The organism is Kribbella rubisoli, from assembly GCF_004217145.1.
Classification (GTDB): Bacteria; Actinomycetota; Actinomycetes; order Propionibacteriales; family Kribbellaceae; genus Kribbella; species Kribbella rubisoli.
This window is the reverse complement of record NZ_SHKR01000019.1, coordinates 189164-206174: the sequence shown is the minus strand read 5'-3', so window position 1 is coordinate 206174 and position 17011 is coordinate 189164. Positions and strand designations below refer to the sequence as shown.

Below are 17011 nucleotides of genomic sequence, written 5' to 3'. Positions count from 1 at the left end.
GAGGGTCAACGCGACAACGTGGGACGACTTCGCACCCGGTACGCCGCGACCGTCGGCTAGAGTCACGAGCGTCATCGACGGCATCAGCAGGAACCCGGTGTGAGTCCGGGGCGGTCCCGCCACTGTGACCCGTAAGGGGAGTCAGGAACTGCCGCCGTCGTACCTCCGTTCGGGGCGTGGATACCCCGGGGAAGGAACGCCTTCGTGCTTCTTTTGCTCTCCACCGCCGACACCGACCTGCTCGCGGCCGCCGAGGCGGACGCCGGCTGGAATGTCGCGAACCCTGCCCGCCTCGAGCTCACCGAGCTCGGACCGCTGCTGGACGCCGCCGAGATCGTCGTCGTCCGGCTCCTCGGTGGTCGCCGGGCGTGGGAAGAGGGCCTCGACGCGGTCCTCGCGTCGGGCAAGCCGGTTGTCGTGGTCAGCGGTGAGGCTGCGCCCGACGCCGAGCTGATGTCGTTGTCGACCGTGCCGGCGGGTGCGGTCACTGAGGCGCTGGCGTACTTGCGCGAGGGCGGCGCGGACAACCTCCGCAACCTGGCCGGCTTCCTGCGGGACACGTTGCTGCTGACCGGTGACGAGTTCGAGCCGCCGCGCGCGCTCCCGGCGTACGGACTGCGGGGGACGTTTGTCGAGGACGAGCGCCCCGTGGTCGGGATCGTCTACTACCGCGCGCATGAGATCTCCGGCAACACCGCCTTCGTCGACGCACTCGCGAATGCGGTGGTCGAGGCCGGTGCGCAGCCTCTTCCGGTGTACTGCGGAACGCTGCGCGGGCTCGACCCCGCCGAGAACGTCGGGCTGTTCGACCTGCTGCGGAAGTGCGACGTACTCGTCACGACACTGCTCGCAGCCGGCGGGGCGGTGGCGGCGAACGCCAGTGCAGGTGGCGCGGACGACGCCTGGGACGCCGGTGCGCTGGCCTCGCTCGATATCCCGTTGATTCAGGGGCTCGCGCTGACGTCGACCCGCGAGCAGTGGGTCGAGAGCGACGCTGCGATCAGCCCGCTGGACGCGGCGACGCAGGTGGCGATCCCGGAGTTCGACGGGCGGCTGATCACGATCCCGTTCTCGTTCAAGTCGTACGACGCCGACGGGCTGGCGCGCTACGTGCCCGACGTCGAGCGGTGTGCGCGGCTGGCCGGGATCGCGGTGGCGCATGCCCGGCTGCGGCACGTGCCGGCGGCGGAGAAGCGGATCGCGCTGGTGTTGTCGTCGTACCCGACGAAGCACGCGCGGATCGGGAACGCGGTCGGTCTGGACACGCCCGCATCGGCCGTCGTCCTGCTCGGTCAGCTGGAAGCGGCCGGGTACGACCTCGGCGGGCTCGACCTCAGTGAACTGCAGGGCGCGGACGGGGCCGACGGGCTGATCCATCGCTTGATCGCGGCCGGTGGGCACGACGTCGACTGGCTGACCGACGAGCAGCTCGCCAACGCCGTCGCCAAGGTCCCGCTGTCCACCTACGTCACCTGGTTCGGTCGCACTCCCGAGTCGTTGCAGGCGGCAATGATCGAGGCCTGGGGCGAGGCGCCCGGCGAGTTGTACGTCGACTCCTCGGGCGACGAGCCGGCGATCGCGCTGGCCGCCTTGCGGTTCGGGAACGTCGTGCTGATGATCCAGCCGCCGCGGGGCTTCGGCGAGAACCCGGTCGCGATCTACCACGATCCGGACATGGCACCGTCGCACCATTACCTGGCGGCGTACCGCTGGCTGGAGTCGTCGCGCGACGAGGGCGGTTTCGGTGCGCAGGCCGTCGTACATCTGGGGAAGCACGGGACGCTGGAATGGCTGCCGGGCAAGGGTATCGGGATGGCGGCCGACAGCGCGCCGGACGCGGTGCTCGGGAATCTGCCGATGGTGTACCCGTTCATCGTCAACGACCCGGGCGAGGGCACGCAGGCGAAGCGGCGGGCGCACGCGACGGTCGTCGATCACCTGGTGCCGCCGATGGCGCGGGCCGAGACCTACGGCGACATGGCGAAGCTGGAGTACTTGCTGGATGAGTACGCGACGGTGTCCGCACTCGATCCGGAGAAGGTGCCGACGTTGCGCGCGCAGATCTGGACGTTGATCCAGGCGGCGCAGCTGCACCATGATCTGCACACGTCGGACAAGCCATCAGACGACGAGTTCGACGAGTTCGTGCTGCATCTCGACGGGTATCTCTGCGAGATCAAGGACGTGCAGATTCGGGACGGGCTGCACATCCTCGGTGGGGCACCGATGGGTGAGGCGCGGGTGAACCTGGTGCTCGCGATCCTGCGGGCGCGGCAACTGTGGGGTGGTTCGTACTCGATCCCCGGGTTGCGGACCGCGCTGGGCTCGGCCTTCGGGGTGGATGAAGCTGAGCTGCTGGCCAACCCGGGTGCGGCCACTGACCTCGCCGATCTGGCGACGCTTGCCGACCTGCCGGCGGTGAGTGGCGCCGACGGTGTCGACCTGCTCGAGTCGGTCGCGCGGAAGCTTGTTGTCGGGATGGAGACGATGAGCTGGGACGCGACGAAGGTCCCGGTCGTGGTCGCCGAGGTGCTGGCCCGGGACTCTGCCGACGTCGCGCAGTCGTTGACGTTCGCGGCTGAGGAGGTTGTGCCGCGCCTCGCACGCACGGGCGATGAGGTGGCGAACGTGCTGCGGGCTCTCGACGGGCGGTTCGTCGAGGCAGGTCCGTCGGGGTCGCCGACTCGTGGGCTCGTCAACGTTCTGCCGACTGGACGCAACTTCTACGCCGTCGATCCGAAGGCGATCCCGAGCCGGAACGCCTGGGACGTCGGCGTCGCGCTCGCGGACTCGCTGCTCGCGAGACACCAGGCCGAGACGGGGGAGTACCCGCGGTCGGTCGGGTTGACGATCTGGGGTACGTCGGCGATGCGCACCCAGGGTGATGACCTTGCCGAGGTGTTGTGGCTCCTCGGGTGCCGCCCGGTGTGGGACGAGGCGTCACGGCGGGTGACGAGCTTCGAGGTGGTCGGGCTGGAGGAGCTCGGTCGCCCGCGGATCGATGTGACGATCCGGATCTCCGGCTTCTTCCGGGACGCGTTCCCGCACGTGGTCGCGCTGCTCGACGAAGCCGTGCGTACCGTCGCCGCCCTCGACGAGTCGCCCGAGGACAACTTCCTCAAGGCCCACGTCGACGCGGACGTTGCTGCGGGCAACGATGTGAGGCAGTCGACCGCCCGCGTCTTCGGGTCCAAGCCCGGCTCGTACGGCGCCGGCCTGCTGCCGCTCGTCGACGCGCGCAACTGGCGCACCGATGCCGAGCTGGCCGAGGTGTACGCCGTCTGGGGCGGGTACGCCTACGGCAAGGACCTCGACGGCGCGGAGGCCCGTGGTTCGATGGAACGCGCGTACGCCCGGATCCAGGTCGCGGCCAAGAACGCGGACACCCGCGAGCACGACATCATGGACTCCGACGACTACTTCCAGTACCACGGCGGCATGATCGCGATGGTCCGCCACCTCACCGGCTCCAACCCGAAGGCGTACGTCGGCGACTCCGCCGTACCCGCGCAGGTGAAGACGCGAACGCTCGAGGAAGAAGCGAAGCGGGTCTTCCGGGCCCGGGTGGTGAACCCGCGGTGGATGTCCGCGATGCGACGGCACGGGTACAAGGGCGCGTTCGAGATGGCGGCGACCGTCGACTACCTGTTCGGGTACGACGCGACCGCGGGCGTGGTCGACGACTGGATGTACGAGACGCTGACAACGGAGTACGTCAAGGATCCGGAGATGGCGGAGTTCTTCCGCAAGTCCAACCCGTGGGCGCGGCACGGCATCGCGGAACGCCTGCTGGAGGCGGCTCAGCGCGGGCTGTGGGCGGAGCCGTCGGCCGAGGCGCTGGAGACGCTGCGGAGCGCAGTACTTGAGACGGAGGGTGACATCGAGGACCGCGGCTGATTGGGTGGACGCATGCCCGCTGAGCAGCTACGAGTCCTGATCACCAACGACGACGGCTATCTCGCACCGGGGATCCGTGCGCTCGCGCCGGCGATCGCCGAGCTCGGGTACGACGTAGTCGTGGTCGCGCCGTTGCTCGACGAGAGCGGTGTCGGCTCCGCGCGGGCCAGGATGGTCGGGCGGCCGATCCGGACCGAGTCGGACGTCGAGAACGGCGTCACGTTCACCGGGATCGAGGGGACGCCGGCACTCGCGGTGACACTGGCGAACGTCGGAGCGTTCGGTCGGGCGCCGGATCTGGTGCTGTCCGGGATCAACCGCGGGCACAACATCGGCGTACCGATCTTCCACTCCGGGACGGTGGCCGCGGCGCTGACGGCGGCCGGTCAGGGTACGTCGGCGGTTGCCGTGAGCATCGACTCCGAGGACCCGGGCCACTGGCCGACCGCCGCGACGATCGCCGGAGAGGCCCTTGGCTGGATCGTCGACGAGCCGGCCGGCACAGTGCTCACGATCAACGTCCCTGACCGCCCCCTCGACCAGCTGTCCGGCGTACGGCACGCCTCCCTGGCCCCGATCAAGCGCTCCCGCGTCATCGGCGCAACCGCCCCCACAGGCGAGCCGATGATCGAACTCGAACCCCCACGCGCCAACCCGATCCCCGACACCGACGAGGCGCTCCTGGCCGAGGGCTTCGTCACCGTCACCCCGATCGTCGGCATCGGCGAGGTCAAGGACGACGCAGCCGCTACCGCCCTCGCGAAACGCCTCGCCTGAGGCGGCTAAGGGGGTACGTCGCGGATCTGAGGGGGAACGCCGGATGTGGTGACCGGTGGTCCGGCCGCACGGTGAATGCAGACGGCGATCCGCGCCGTGAGGAGGAACCGTGAAGCACATCTGCACCTTCATCGCAGTACCCGTCGTAGCTTGCGGGTTCGCCGTGGCCGGCGCGGTCCAGGCATCGGCGTACCCGATCGACCCGGAGGACGACTACCGCACGCCTGTCGTGGTTGTCCACGACCCGGGAGCGACGATCCAGGTCGACGACGCCGTCACCGAGGCCGTGCAGGCCGGTGCGAGCGCCATCGGCGGCGCCGGCATCGCCCTGGCAGTCCTCTGGGCCTATCGGCGTCGCCATCCAGCGCAGGTTCACTGACCCGGCGGCCGTCGCTCAGCCAGAGCGGCGGCCGCCACCCGGCTCGTCGTCCCGGTCTTCCGAAGAATGTTGGACACATGCACGCTGACCGTCTTGTCGCTGATGAAGAGCTCCTTCGCGATCTCGCCGTTGGACCGGCCGGCCACCAGGAACGACAGCACCTCCCGCTCGCGCTCGGTGAGCCCCGCCAACCGTGCGTCGCCGGCATCCTGCACGACCGGGATCGGCGCGCTGAGATCGATCTTCGACCGGCGGGCCAGCGACTCGATCTCGGTCTGCAAGGGCCGGGCACCGAGTTCGACCGCGCGGAGATGCGCCTGCCGCAGCAGCTCGCCCGCCTTCGACGGCGGCCAGCCGCTCGTCAAGCCCGCCTCGGCGCAGCGCCACCGGGCCACGGCCTCGTGCCAGCGACTTCCCGCCGTACTCGCGGTTTCGATGACCTGACGCCACAGGTCCGATTGATCCGCGGTGTTGCGGCAGCGGGCCAGCTCGGCCGCCACCAGCGACCGTTTCATCGACTGGGCATCCACCCCACCGAGGGCGTGGGCGAACGGCTCCCACGCCCAGTCGGCAAGAACGCCGTCGACCGACTCCGAGGCCGCGAGGCCGTGCTGACCGGCGTTCCGGGCGGTCTCGGCCGCTGCGAACGCATACACCGGAAGCGCCTCGTCGTCGTCCGGCTCGGGATATTCGGGAACCGACAGCCGGGGGCGAGCCCAGCTCACGGCGTCGGCGACGTGACCTTCGGCGCTCATCAGTTCGATACCGGTGACGGTCATCACCGGGCGGAGCGGGTTGAAGTCCTCGGAGACCAGCTCGAGCGCCCGATCGAAATGCTGCCGCCCCTCCTCGATCCGCCCCGATCGCACCGCCAGCAGGCTCGCGGCCAACCTGATCCCTGCTCCGGGGATGCCGTTGCAACGTGCCGCCACGGCTGATCGCAGCATCGCCCGGCACTCGCCCCAGCGGCCGAGGTCGATCAGCTCGAGGGCAGCCTGGTAGGCGAGGAAGTAGGCCCAGATGCCGGCGCCGCCGGCGACGGCGTCGTGGTAGGCCGCGCGCGTGACGTCAGCTGCTTCGTCTCGCCGGCCGAGTGCATGCAGGGCGTCGAAGCGCCAGATGCCGGCGTTGACGGAGGTGTCGAGATCGCCGCAGGACCGTGCCAACTGCTCCGAGCGATCCGCGTCGGCGAGCGAATCCAGCGGTGCTGACCTGTCGTACACGGCCGCGCGGGCGCAGAGTGCTCTGCCGAGAGCCGCCGGCGAGCCCGACCGCAACGCGACCCGGACGGATTCCTCCGCATGGCCAGTGCTGTCCGGCATGCCGTACATGTCCTCGTACTCCGCCAGCTCGGCGAATGCGACGGCGCGCCCAGCGCTGTCCGGGATGTCCTCGGTCAGCGCAATCGCTGCGCGGATCTCTTCCAGGTGCACCGCCCCGGGCGTTGTCAACTGCCAGCGGGCGTTTGCCAGCACGATCATCAGCTCGCAGGCCAGCCCTGGATCCTGCGCTTCGTCCACCAGGCTCAAAGCCTCGGTGAGAAGCGTCACGACGACTTCCGGCAGGCCGGCTCGGTCGCACACCAGGCTCGTCCGTCGTAGCAGTCCGATCCTGTCGTCGAGCGTTCCGCGGATGGCCGGTGACACCGACTGCCAGACCGCACACGCCCGGCGGAGCTCGATCGCCTCTTCCGCGGGCGCCCTCAGCCGCGCCGCCTGATCTGCCGCAACGAGTGACCAGCGATACGTGGCATCGATGTTGCCGGCCTTCTCGTGGTGGACGGCGAGGTCAGCGGCCGTCACCTCAGTGGGCCGCTCGTCCAGCACTCGGATGTAGCGGACGTGGAGGTCGGCGGCTTCGTCCGGCGAGAGTCCGTCGTACAGCACCTCGGCAAGCAGCGGGTGCCGGAACCACCAGCTGCCGCCACCGGCGGTGGTCGTCACGCCGCGATCCTGCGCCTCCGACAGCCAGTGGCTGATCAGGTCCGCCTTGAGTCCGTGGCCGGCCGAGACCTCGGTCAGTACGGCGGATGACGTCGGCCGGCCGCCGACGGCGAGGATCCTGCTTACCAGCCGCGCCTCGTCGGACAGGCTGTGCCAGGCGGCGAGCAGGGCTTCGCGCAGCGCCACCGGGACGATCGCGGGGAGGGTGTGTTCCGATCCGGACAGACCGCGAACCATCAGCTCGATCAGGTACGGATTTCCGTCCGACCTGGCCAGAACCTCGGCGACGAGCCCGGGGTCAGGCGCCATGCCCAGCAAGCCTTCGATCTGAGCGCTGGTGGCATCCAGGTCCAGTGGCTCCAACCGGATCTCGCTGAACAACGGCATCCGCCGCATGTCCGCCAGCCAGGCATGGAGCGGATGACCCTCGGGTCGTTCCTCGGTCCGGCTGGTCGCGATCAGCACCAACGGCTGGTCCCGGAAACCTGCGATCAGGTACGACAACACGTCGAGCGATGCGACGTCGGCCCACTGCAGATCGTCGACGACGAGGACTGTCGGACGTCGTTGCGCAATCCGGTTGGTCGCCAGATCGACCAGGACCGGCAGCCGGGTCGTGGCGACAGTGCTGCCTCCGAGCGAGGGCAGCAAAGCCGCCAGACCATCGATCCCGTCGAGCACCTCGGCTCGTTCGCCGGCATCCGCCCGAGCCAGCCAGTCCTGCAGCAGCCCGATGATCGGCGCGAACGGAACCGAGGCGCCGCCGAAACGTACGCAGGAACCCCAGAGGACCTGGAGCTCCGAACTTCCACAGATCTCACGGATCAGGCGCGTCTTGCCGATACCGGCTTCGCCATGAACGACGACCGCCCGCGGATGGCCGGCCACGGCATCACGCAGTACCTCGCCGAGAAACTGTTGTTCGGCAACGCGTCCGGCGAATCGATGATCGGGCCGCAGACCCCCCATGCATACTCAGTGAACACCTCAGCCCCAGTTCGCACCACCCGCCGGCGATTGCAAGCGTTTGAGTGTTTTCGGGGCATAACTTCAGCGTTGTGCGACGCATCTCAGTTGGTGTCCGAAGGGGGACATCATGGAGAGTTTTCGCCTTGTCCAGAGGCCGATTCGAACTGTTCTCGCAGTGGTTGCCGTCGCTGCGGTTGTCGGGGGAGGGGCCAGTGCGCCGGCGGTTGCCGGTGATCAGTTGGGTGACTCGATCGACCTGGTGTCGGTCACGCCGGCTGGGGTCGGCGGTGATGGTGAGTCGGCCGCCGGGACGCAGAAGGGGCTAGGGGTGTCGGCCCACGGGCGGTACGTCGTCTTCTCGTCGTACGCCACTGATCTTGTGCCCGGCGACACCAACGGTCAGCGGGACGTGTTCGTCCGGGACCTGGTGCGTGGGCGGACGACCCGCGTCTCGGTCGGCGACGGTGGCGTGCAGGGGAACGGCGAGAGCCGGGAGGGGTCGATCTCGGCCGACGGGCGGTACGTCGCCTTCACCTCGTTCGCCTCGAACCTGGTCCCCGGTGACACGAACGGCGGCGAAGGCGATGTCTTCCTGCGCGACCTGAAGACCGGGCGTACGACGCTTGTCTCGGTGGGCAGCCAGGGTCAGGGAAACCTGAGCTCGGTCGGGTCGGAGATCTCGGCCGACGGCAGCCACGTGGCGTTCACGTCGGCCGCGACCAACCTCGTCGTTGGCGACACCAACGACACGCAGGACGTGTTCGTCCGCGACCTCCGGACCCAGCGGACCGAGCGGGTCTCGGTGAGCTCGGACGGAGGTCAGCTCAACACCTTCTCGAACCTGTCCGCGATCTCGGGCGACGGTCGCCGGGTGGCCTTCGGAACGCCGGCCGAGCTGGTGCCCGTCCCGCCGGCGCCGCCGATCACCGACATCATCCTGTACGTCCGCGATCGCACGGCGGACAAGACCCGACCCGTCTCGCTGGGTGCGACGCACGACCCGCGGTCCATCATCGTCGAGGCCGCCTATCCGAGCTTCTCGAACGACGGCCGGTACGTCGTCTTCACCCAGATCTCCTGGCTCGGCGTCGGCATCGACCCGATCCCGAACGTCTGGCTGCGTGATCTGCGGACCAACCGGCTGCAACTGATCTCTGCCGACTCCCAGGGCAATCCCTCGACGGCCGTCGGTCCGGTCTTCCGCAGTGGCGTCTCCGCTGACGGGCGGTATGTGACGTTCTCGACACCCGCGCTCCTGACGAGTGGAGATTCAGGCATCCTCGCGGACGTGTTCCGGCTCGACCGCAAGACCGGCTCCCTGGTCTGGATCACCCATGCCCAGGACCAGACCGACCCGTTCGGAGGCAGGATCGGCAGCGTCGGCCCGGCCATCTCGGCCGACGGCCAGCACGTGGCGTTCGAGTCCGACGACAAGCAACTGACACCGGGCGGCGGCATGTTCGGCCGCGACACCTACCTGTGGAACGCAGTACGGCCCAGCTGATCACCCGCGCCCCGGGCGGTCGGCCAGGTGTGCCATGATCGGCGCGACGGCTGTGGAGGAACACCGGTGACTGGCTGAGGCTGGGAGTCCGGGGCGGTCCCGCCACTGTGACCGGGAGGCAGTTCGCTGCCTCCCGGAAGCCAGGACATCCGCGGTCGTCCGCCGGGTCGCGGTCTCCGCGGTACGGCGTACCAGCCGTAGCGGGCGTGGACACCCGCTCGACGAAGGGACCCACCGCCGATGCGGCCTGCAGCTTCCACCGGTTTCCCGTTCACCGCCGTGGTCGGCATGGAGGACCTCCAGCTCGCGCTGATCCTGGCCGCGATCTCACCGGCGATCGGCGGCGTGCTGATCCGGGGCGAGAAGGGTACGGCGAAGTCGACCGCGGTCCGCGCGCTGACCGAGATCCTGCCGCCGGTGGACGTCGTACCCGGGTGCCGCTTCTCGTGCGATCCCGAGCGGCCGGACGCGGATTGTCTGGATGGTCCGCATACGGGTGAGGGGACGGTGCGGCCGGCGCGGCTGGTCGAGTTGCCGGTGGGAGCGACCGAGGATCGGGTGCTCGGTTCGCTGCACTTGGAGAAGGCTTTGGCCGAAGGCGTTACGGCGTACGAGCCTGGTCTGCTTGCGGCGGCCAATCGTGGGTTGCTGTATGTCGATGAGGTCAATCTGTTGCATGACCATCTGGTTGACGTACTGCTCGATGCTGCTGCGATGGGGCGGGCGACCGTTGAGCGGGATGGCGTCTCGGTGACCCACCCGGCGCGGTTCGTGCTGGTTGGGACGATGAACCCGGAGGAGGGCGAGCTGCGGCCGCAGCTGCTCGACCGGTTCGGTCTGACGGTGGACGTGGTTGCCAGTCGGGATCCCGCGGTGCGCGTTGAGGTGATGCGGGCGCGGCTCACGTACGAGGCTGGTCCGGAGGGCTTTGTCGCGCGGTACGACGGTCCGCAGCGGAAGCTCGCCGAGCGCATCGTCAAGGCGCGCGACCTGCTCTCCGAGGTGATCCTGACCGACTCGGCGCTTCGGCAGATCGCCGAGATCTGCGCGTCGTTCGATGTCGATGGGATGCGTGCGGATCTCGTCACGGCGCGTACGGCGGTGGCACACGCGGCCTGGTCCGGGCGCACTGTCGTCGAGGTCGAAGACGTGCGGGCCGCTGCCAAGCTGGCGCTCCCGCACCGCAAACGCCGCAACCCGTTCGACGCCCCGGGCCTGGACGACGACCAACTGGAAGAAGCAATCAACAACAGCACGCCCCCGCCGACTGATCCCGACGACAACCCGCCCGGCCCTGGCGGGCCAGGCGGGTCGGGTGGAGAGGCGGACGCCGGAGACCCGGCGGCGGACTCGCCGGATCGCGATCTCGCGCAGGACTCGGCTGACCGCGACCTGGCGGACTCGGCGGGCCAGCCGGGCTCGGCGGAGGATCGGTCGGGCGACTCGGAGTCGGGCGAGCGGCCGGGGGCTGCGCCTGTGGGCGATGTGGTCGGGAGTTCGTCTCCGTACAAGGCGCGGTTGCTGAGTGTTCAGTCGGCTGGTGCGGGAGTGGCCGGGCGGCGGTCTCGGGCTATTACTGAGGTTGGGCGTGTGGTGGGTGATCGGGCGCGCGCCGGACGGGAGTCCGGGCGGCCGCACTTGCTCGCGACTATTCGGTCTGCGGCGCCGCATCAGCGTGCTCGGGGGCGGGTCGGCGCTGGGCTCACCGTACGGTCGTCCGACGTGCGACTCGCCGTACGCGAAGGGCGTGAGGGCAACCTCGTGCTGTTCTGCGTCGATGCGTCCGGTTCGATGGGGACGAAGAAGCGGATGGGCGAGGTGAAGACTGCGATCGTCTCGCTGCTGCTCGATGCGTACCAGCGGCGTGACACCGTCGGCCTGGTCACGTTCGGCGGCGCGACGGCCACGGTCGTCCTCCCGCCGACGGGCAGCGTGGAGACCGCCGTACGACGGCTCGAATCCCTCCCGACCGGCGGTCGCACCCCGCTCGCCGAAGGGCTCCTCCAAGCAGCAGAGGCACTGCGGATTGCCGCGATCCGCGATCCCCGTCGTCGCCCGCTCCTCGTACTCGTCACCGACGGCCGCGCCACCTACGGCGACAACGCGTTCGCCCGCGCCCGCCAGGCCGCCGGATGGCTGGCCCAGCACGGGATCGCGACCGTGGTGGTGGACTGCGAGCCGCATCGTGGTGTCCGGCTCGGTCTGGCGGGGGAGCTCGCGGCCGACCTCGGCGCGGAGTACCTCGACCTCGGAGACGTTGCTGCTGGCAACCTTGTCCGGACGGTGACCGAGCGGAAGGTGGCCTGAGATGCCGAAGGGGCAGCCTGTCGCCGTACCGGAGGACGGCCTGACCACGCGCCAGCGCCGCAACCGTCCGCTGCTGATGGTGCACACCGGCGAGATGAAGGGGAAGTCGACCGCCGCGTTCGGGATGGCGTTGCGGGCCTGGAACCAGGGCTGGAACATCGGCGTGTTCCAGTTCGTCAAGAGCGCGAAGTGGAAGGTCGGCGAGGAGGGCGCGTTCAAGGCCCTCGGTCAGTTGCATGAGGCAACTGGTCAGGGTGGACCGGTCGAGTGGCACAAGATGGGCGAGGGCTGGAGCTGGTCGCGCAAGGCCGGCACCGAGGAGGACCACGCCGCCGACGCCCTCGAAGGCTGGCGCGAGATCCAGCGCCGGCTGGCCGCTCAGACGCATGACCTGTATGTCCTGGACGAGTTCACCTACCCGATGAAGTGGGGCTGGGTCGACGTGGACGAGGTCGTCGACACGCTCGTCAACCGGCCCGGTCATCAGTACGTCGTGATCACCGGCCGCGACGCCCATCCGAATCTCGTCGAGGCCGCCGACCTCGCCGCCGAGATGACCAAGCTGAAGCACCCGATGGACGCCGGCCAGAAGGGTCAGAAGGGCATCGAGTGGTGAGCCTGATCCCGCGGGTGGTGGTCGCGGCCCCGTCCTCCGGCGCGGGCAAGACGACGGTCGCGGTCGGGCTGATGGCGGCGTTGCGGCGGGCAGGGCATGTCGTGGCCGCCTTCAAGGTCGGTCCCGACTACATCGACCCCGGGTTTCACGCCGTCGCGACCGGGCGGCCGGGGCGCAACCTCGACCCGATGCTGTCGGGGGAGGAGCTCGTCGAGCCGCTGTTCGCGCACGGGTCCGAGGGCGCGGACATCGCCGTGGTCGAGGGCGTGATGGGCCTGTACGACGGGGCGCTCGGCACGGAAGGGTTCTCGTCGACGGCCCACGTCGCGAAGTTGCTGAAGGCGCCGGTCGTCCTCGTGGTGGACGCATCCGCCGCGGGCCGGAGCGTCGGCGCTGTCGTCCAAGGTTTCGTTGCCTTCGACACCGAAGTGCGGATCGTCGGTGTGATCCTCAACAAGGTCGGCTCCGACCGCCACGAAACCGAGGTACGCGCGGGCATCGCGCCTACCGGCGTACCCGTCCTGGGCGTCCTCCGCCGCGACTCACGTCTGACCGTCCCCAGCCGTCACCTGGGCCTCGTCCCCGCTGCGGAACAACGCGAACAGGCCGAACAAGCAGTAGAAGCAGCCGCAGAGCTGGTCCACCAAGGCGTAGACCTAGCAGCCTTCGTAGCCGCAGCCAGAGGTGCCGTGTCCCACGCGGCGACACCCTGGGACCCGACCAACGAGCTCGCCGGCCTCGAGGCGCCGAGCGCCGGGTCGACTGGCCTCGGAGCCGGAGAGCCCGCTCGGGGCCGGCGACCGGTGGTTGCGGTTGCGAGTGGGCCCGTCTTCTCCTTCCGCTACACGGAGACCACGGAGCTCCTCACGGCCGCGGGCGCCGACGTCGCGACCTTCGACCCGCTCACCGACATGTTGCCAGAGGCAACTTCCGCGCTCTACCTCGGCGGAGGCTTCCCGGAGCTACATGCGGAGGCCCTGTCGGTCAACACCAAACTCCGCGAACAGGTCGCCGCCGAAGTAGCCGCCGGCCTGCCCGTGATCGCCGAATGCGCCGGCCTCCTCTACCTCTGCCGCGAGCTCGACGGCCACCCGATGACCGGCGTACTGCCGGCAACCGGCCGCATGACCAGCCGCCTCACCCTCGGCTACCGAACCGCGATCGCCGCAACCACGACCGACTTCTTCGACGAAGGGCGACGCGTACGCGGTCACGAGTTCCACCGCACCACAGTCGACCTCGACGCCGACGTACGCCCGGCCTGGCACCTCCCAACCGGAACAGAAGGCGTCGCCCAACCGCATGTCCACGCGTCATACCTGCACCTGCACTGGACTGCCACCCCCGACGTCGCAGCTCGTCTCGTGAAAGCCGCGCGGAAGCGATGAACCTCGTCGTAGGAGTAGGCCTCCGAGCAAACACGCCGTACGCCGAACTCCGCGCCCTGGTGGACAGCGCCCTGGAGGAAGCCGGCCAGGGCACCGTGCAACTGATCGTCACCGTGGCCAACAAAGAAGCCCAGCTGCACCGTCTCGCCGACGACCTGAATGCCGAGCTCCGAGCGATCTCGCCCAGCGAGCTGGCCGAGCAGCCGGCGCCCAACCCGAGCCGGCGCGTCGAACACCTGGCAGGTACGCCGAGCGTCGCCGAAGCCGCCGTCCTAGCCGCCGGCGCCGAGCTCCTCGTCCCTAAACGCCGCTCGGCCAACGCAACCGCGGCCGTCGGCCGTCTCCCTGCACCTGGCTACGAACCGGCGGACCGCGACGTCGTCCACCGCGTGATCGCCGAGCGCCGCGACGTACGTCGAGGTTTCCTGAACCTCCCGATCGACAACGAGCTCCTCACCAGAGTCCTCGAAGCAGCACACCGAGCGCCGAGTGTCGGACTGAGCCAGCCGTGGGACTTCCTGGTGATCCGGGACCTCGCGACCCGGCGGAAGGTGCATGACCTCGCCACCGCGCAGCGGGACGCGTTCGCCGCCTCGCTCCCAGACGACCGCCGAGCGAAGTTCGACGGGCTGAAGATCGAGGCGATCCTCGACACCCCGGTGAACATCGCGGTGACCTGCGACCCCGGCCGCGGCGGACGGCACGTACTCGGGCGGCACGCGGATCCGCGGACGACCTGGTTCTCCGCCGCGATCGCGATCCAGAACCTCTGGCTGGCCGCCCGCGCCGAAGGCCTCGGCGTCGGCTGGGTCTCGTTCTTCGAACCGGTCGAGGTCGCCGACATCCTCGACCTGCCAGCACACATCGAGCTCGTCGGCTATCTCTGCGTAGGGTACGTCGACGAGTTCGCCGCCGCACCGGAGCTGGTGCGTTCGGGATGGGCCAAGCGCCGACCGCTCGAGTGGGCGATCCACCACGAGGAATGGGGCCGCCGCGACGCATCGATCGTCGACGACGCGATCCACGCCGGGCAGAACGCAGTACCGGCAACTGGACAACGTGTCCGGGTGATCGTCGGCGGTGACGCTACAGATCTGCGCCAGGCAGATGCACTGGTCGTTGACCTCCGAGACCAAAAGCCAAGAGCTGACTTCGGCGTGCTGTGGCGGCCGGCGCGGACGCCTGCAGAGGCCGTCGAGTTCGGTGTCGAGATCGCCCGCGACTTGGCGCTCCAGGGCGTCGGCCAACTCGTCGTACAGATCGAAGAACCCTCGGAGCGCGCGGAGGCACTGGCTCGCGGGCTGAAGGTCGGTGCGTCGGCCTGTGGTCTGACACACTCCTCCGCATGACAGCCGAACCGCCCATGTACGTGCCCGCCTTCTCGATGAAGCAGCGTGTGACGCTGATGGCGAACAAGTACGAGTTGATCGCCACCAACCCGGACGGGAGTGACGGGGCGCTGCTCGCGTTCGCGCAGCAGAAGCGGATGGCGTTCAAGGAGCAGGTGACGTTCTACACCGACGACACCAAGACCCAGCCGGTGTTCTCGTTCAAGGCCCGCAAGACGATCGACCTGGGCTCCGGGTACGACGTGTTCGACGCGAACGGGCAGACGATCGGCTGGTTCAAGAAGGAGTTCGGCAAGAGCCTGCTCCGGTCCAGCTGGCAGCTGAGCGCGCCCGGCGTGGACGCGAGCGGCACCGAGCGGAACCCGACGATCGCGATCGTCCGCCGGGTCTGGGAGTTCGTCCCGTTCGTCGGCGAGATCCCGCTGCCGTTCATCTTCCACTTCGACTTCACCGAGGCCGGCTCCGGTCAGCCGGTGCTGTCGGTGGAGCGGAGGATCTCGGTCCGGGACCGCTACCGGATCACCGTCCAGGATCAGCGCCTGGACTTCCGCGTCGCGGCGGCGATGACGGTCGCCCTCGACGCCCTACAGTCACGCTGAGTCGTCGGCGTACGACCTGGGTCGTACGCCGGACTCACTCTTTCGGGTGAACCTACCCTGAGACCACGGAGAGCACTTGGTTCCCACCGCACCGGATGCGAGGCTGTATTCATGGGCGTAGCACAGCGCAGTCGACGGTGGTTGGTTCCGGTGACGACGGTCGCGGTGGTGGCAGGTGTGGGGGCACTCGGGCCAGTGGTCGCGGATGCGTCTCCGAAGCTGCCGACCATCACCGCGCAGGATCTGCTGGCCAAGGTGCAGACCGCGAAGGTGGACGGCCTGAGCGGCACCGTCCGCTCGAACGCGGATCTCGGCCTGCCCTCGATCCCCGGCATGGCGCCCGGCAGCCGGGAGCTCACCGACCTGCTCGGCGGACAGCACACCGCGCGGGTCGCGTTCGCCAGCCCGGACAAGGCCAAGGTCTCACTGATCGACAACCAGGCTGAGCAGCTCTGGACCACCGACGGCAAGTCGGCGTGGGCGTACGACTCGTCCAAGCGTGAGGCCACGAAGCTGACCCTTCCGGCGCACAAGACCACAAAGCCTGAGAAGGCGCTGCCGGAGTCCTACGACCCGCAGGCGGTCGCCAAGCAGTTCCTCGACGCGATCGACCCGACGACGGCTGTCCAGGTCAGCGGCACCGAGAAGGTCGCCGGCCGCGACGCCTACAAGCTTCGCCTGGTGCCGAAGACCGACAAGACCACCGTCGGTTCGGTGACCTTGGCGATCGACTCCAAGACCTGGGTCCCGCTGGACGTGACTGTGATGCCGCGGACCGGCAACGACCCGGCGGTCGAGCTGGGCTTCACCTCGGTGTCGTTCGACGTACCGTCGGCGAGCTCCTTCACCTTCACGCCGCCGAAGGGCGTGAAGGTCACCGACCAGAAGGTGCCGGCCACGCGCGAGCGTCCGCACAGCGTCCCGCCGAAGCTGGTCAAGCCGGCCAAGCCCGGTGCGGCGCAGGCGGACGAGCCGACCATCATCGGCCAGGGCTGGGACAGCGTCGCAATGATCCGCGGAGCCGACACCGCCGGCCTGGCGTCGAACCCGGCCGCCGGTCCGCTCGCCCAACTGCTGGCGAAGGCTCCGACCGTGCAGGGCTCGTGGGGTAAGGGCAAGGTGCTGACCACCAAGATGGTGAACGCACTGATCACCGACGACGGCAGGGTCTTCGTCGGCCTGGTCACCCCGGACACCCTGCAGGCCGCTGCAGCGAAGGCCCCCCGCTGAACAGCCACCTGGCGAGCGCTCCGGTCGTCACCCGCGGGCTGACCAAACGTTTC

11 protein-coding genes and 2 riboswitches are annotated in these 17011 nt (G+C 69.2%); of the genes, 10 read left to right on the top strand and 1 reads right to left on the bottom strand.

All coding sequences use genetic code 11. From position 1 onward, the window contains the following. The first annotated feature begins 29 nt into the window (after positions 1 to 29). Positions 30 to 171, top strand: a riboswitch (cobalamin riboswitch). 33 nt (positions 172 to 204) lie between these two features. The 3 genes from cobN to EV645_RS41050 all read left to right on the top strand — a co-directional run bounded on the left by cobN (position 205) and on the right by EV645_RS41050 (position 5053). Beyond that, complete coding sequence (cobN, locus tag EV645_RS41060; RefSeq protein ID WP_198682183.1) at positions 205 to 3897, top strand: cobaltochelatase subunit CobN; 3693 nt, start codon at positions 205 to 207, stop codon at positions 3895 to 3897. A 12-nt stretch (positions 3898 to 3909) separates the two neighbouring features. Beyond that, on the top strand, positions 3910 to 4674 hold the full coding sequence (surE, locus tag EV645_RS41055) for a 5'/3'-nucleotidase SurE (RefSeq protein ID WP_130450649.1): 765 nt from the start codon (positions 3910 to 3912) through the stop codon (positions 4672 to 4674). A 109-nt stretch (positions 4675 to 4783) separates the two neighbouring features. Continuing rightward, entirely contained in the window at positions 4784 to 5053 is a 270-nt protein-coding gene (locus tag EV645_RS41050) for a hypothetical protein (RefSeq protein ID WP_130450647.1), read from the top strand. Here EV645_RS41050 and EV645_RS43275 read toward each other — a convergent pair. Then, positions 5047 to 7965 carry a helix-turn-helix transcriptional regulator gene (locus EV645_RS43275; RefSeq protein WP_130450645.1) on the bottom strand — a complete coding sequence of 973 codons (2919 nt, stop codon included), beginning with the start codon at positions 7963 to 7965 and terminating at the stop codon, positions 5047 to 5049. The two genes, EV645_RS41050 and EV645_RS43275, sit on opposite strands and share 7 nt — an antisense overlap. 238 nt (positions 7966 to 8203) lie before the next feature. Between EV645_RS43275 and EV645_RS41040 the strand changes: the two genes are divergently transcribed. The 7 genes from EV645_RS41040 (at position 8204) to EV645_RS41010 (ending at position 16958) form a co-directional block, all read left to right on the top strand. Next, positions 8204 to 9469 carry a TolB-like translocation protein gene (locus EV645_RS41040; protein WP_206751470.1) on the top strand — a complete coding sequence of 422 codons (1266 nt, stop codon included), beginning with the start codon at positions 8204 to 8206 and terminating at the stop codon, positions 9467 to 9469. 33 nt (positions 9470 to 9502) lie between these two features. Beyond that, a riboswitch (cobalamin riboswitch) is annotated at positions 9503 to 9640 on the top strand. Positions 9641 to 9709: 69 nt separating this feature from the next. Then, positions 9710 to 11776, top strand: coding sequence for a magnesium chelatase subunit D family protein (locus EV645_RS41035; protein ID WP_130450641.1), 2067 nt, complete (start codon positions 9710 to 9712; stop codon positions 11774 to 11776). 1 nt (position 11777) lies between these two features. Next, the gene (cobO, locus tag EV645_RS41030; RefSeq protein WP_130450639.1) at positions 11778 to 12392 is read left to right on the top strand and encodes a cob(I)yrinic acid a,c-diamide adenosyltransferase; all 615 of its coding nucleotides are present in this window, start codon (positions 11778 to 11780) and stop codon (positions 12390 to 12392) included. Next, positions 12389 to 13780 (top strand): cobyrinic acid a,c-diamide synthase CobB, encoded by a 1392-nt coding sequence (locus EV645_RS41025; protein ID WP_242000979.1) that lies wholly within the window; start codon positions 12389 to 12391, stop codon positions 13778 to 13780. The genes cobO and EV645_RS41025 overlap by 4 nt, the downstream gene beginning before the upstream one ends. Then, entirely contained in the window at positions 13777 to 15129 is a 1353-nt protein-coding gene (gene bluB, locus EV645_RS41020; protein WP_130450635.1) for a 5,6-dimethylbenzimidazole synthase, read from the top strand. The genes EV645_RS41025 and bluB overlap by 4 nt, the downstream gene beginning before the upstream one ends. Continuing rightward, positions 15126 to 15728, top strand: a complete 603-nt coding sequence (locus tag EV645_RS41015; protein WP_242000978.1) for an LURP-one-related family protein — start codon at positions 15126 to 15128, stop codon at positions 15726 to 15728. Before bluB ends, EV645_RS41015 begins: the two co-directional genes overlap by 4 nt. 111 nt (positions 15729 to 15839) lie before the next feature. Next, entirely contained in the window at positions 15840 to 16958 is a 1119-nt protein-coding gene (locus EV645_RS41010; protein ID WP_242000977.1) for a LolA family protein, read from the top strand. Positions 16959 to 17011 lie beyond the last annotated feature (53 nt).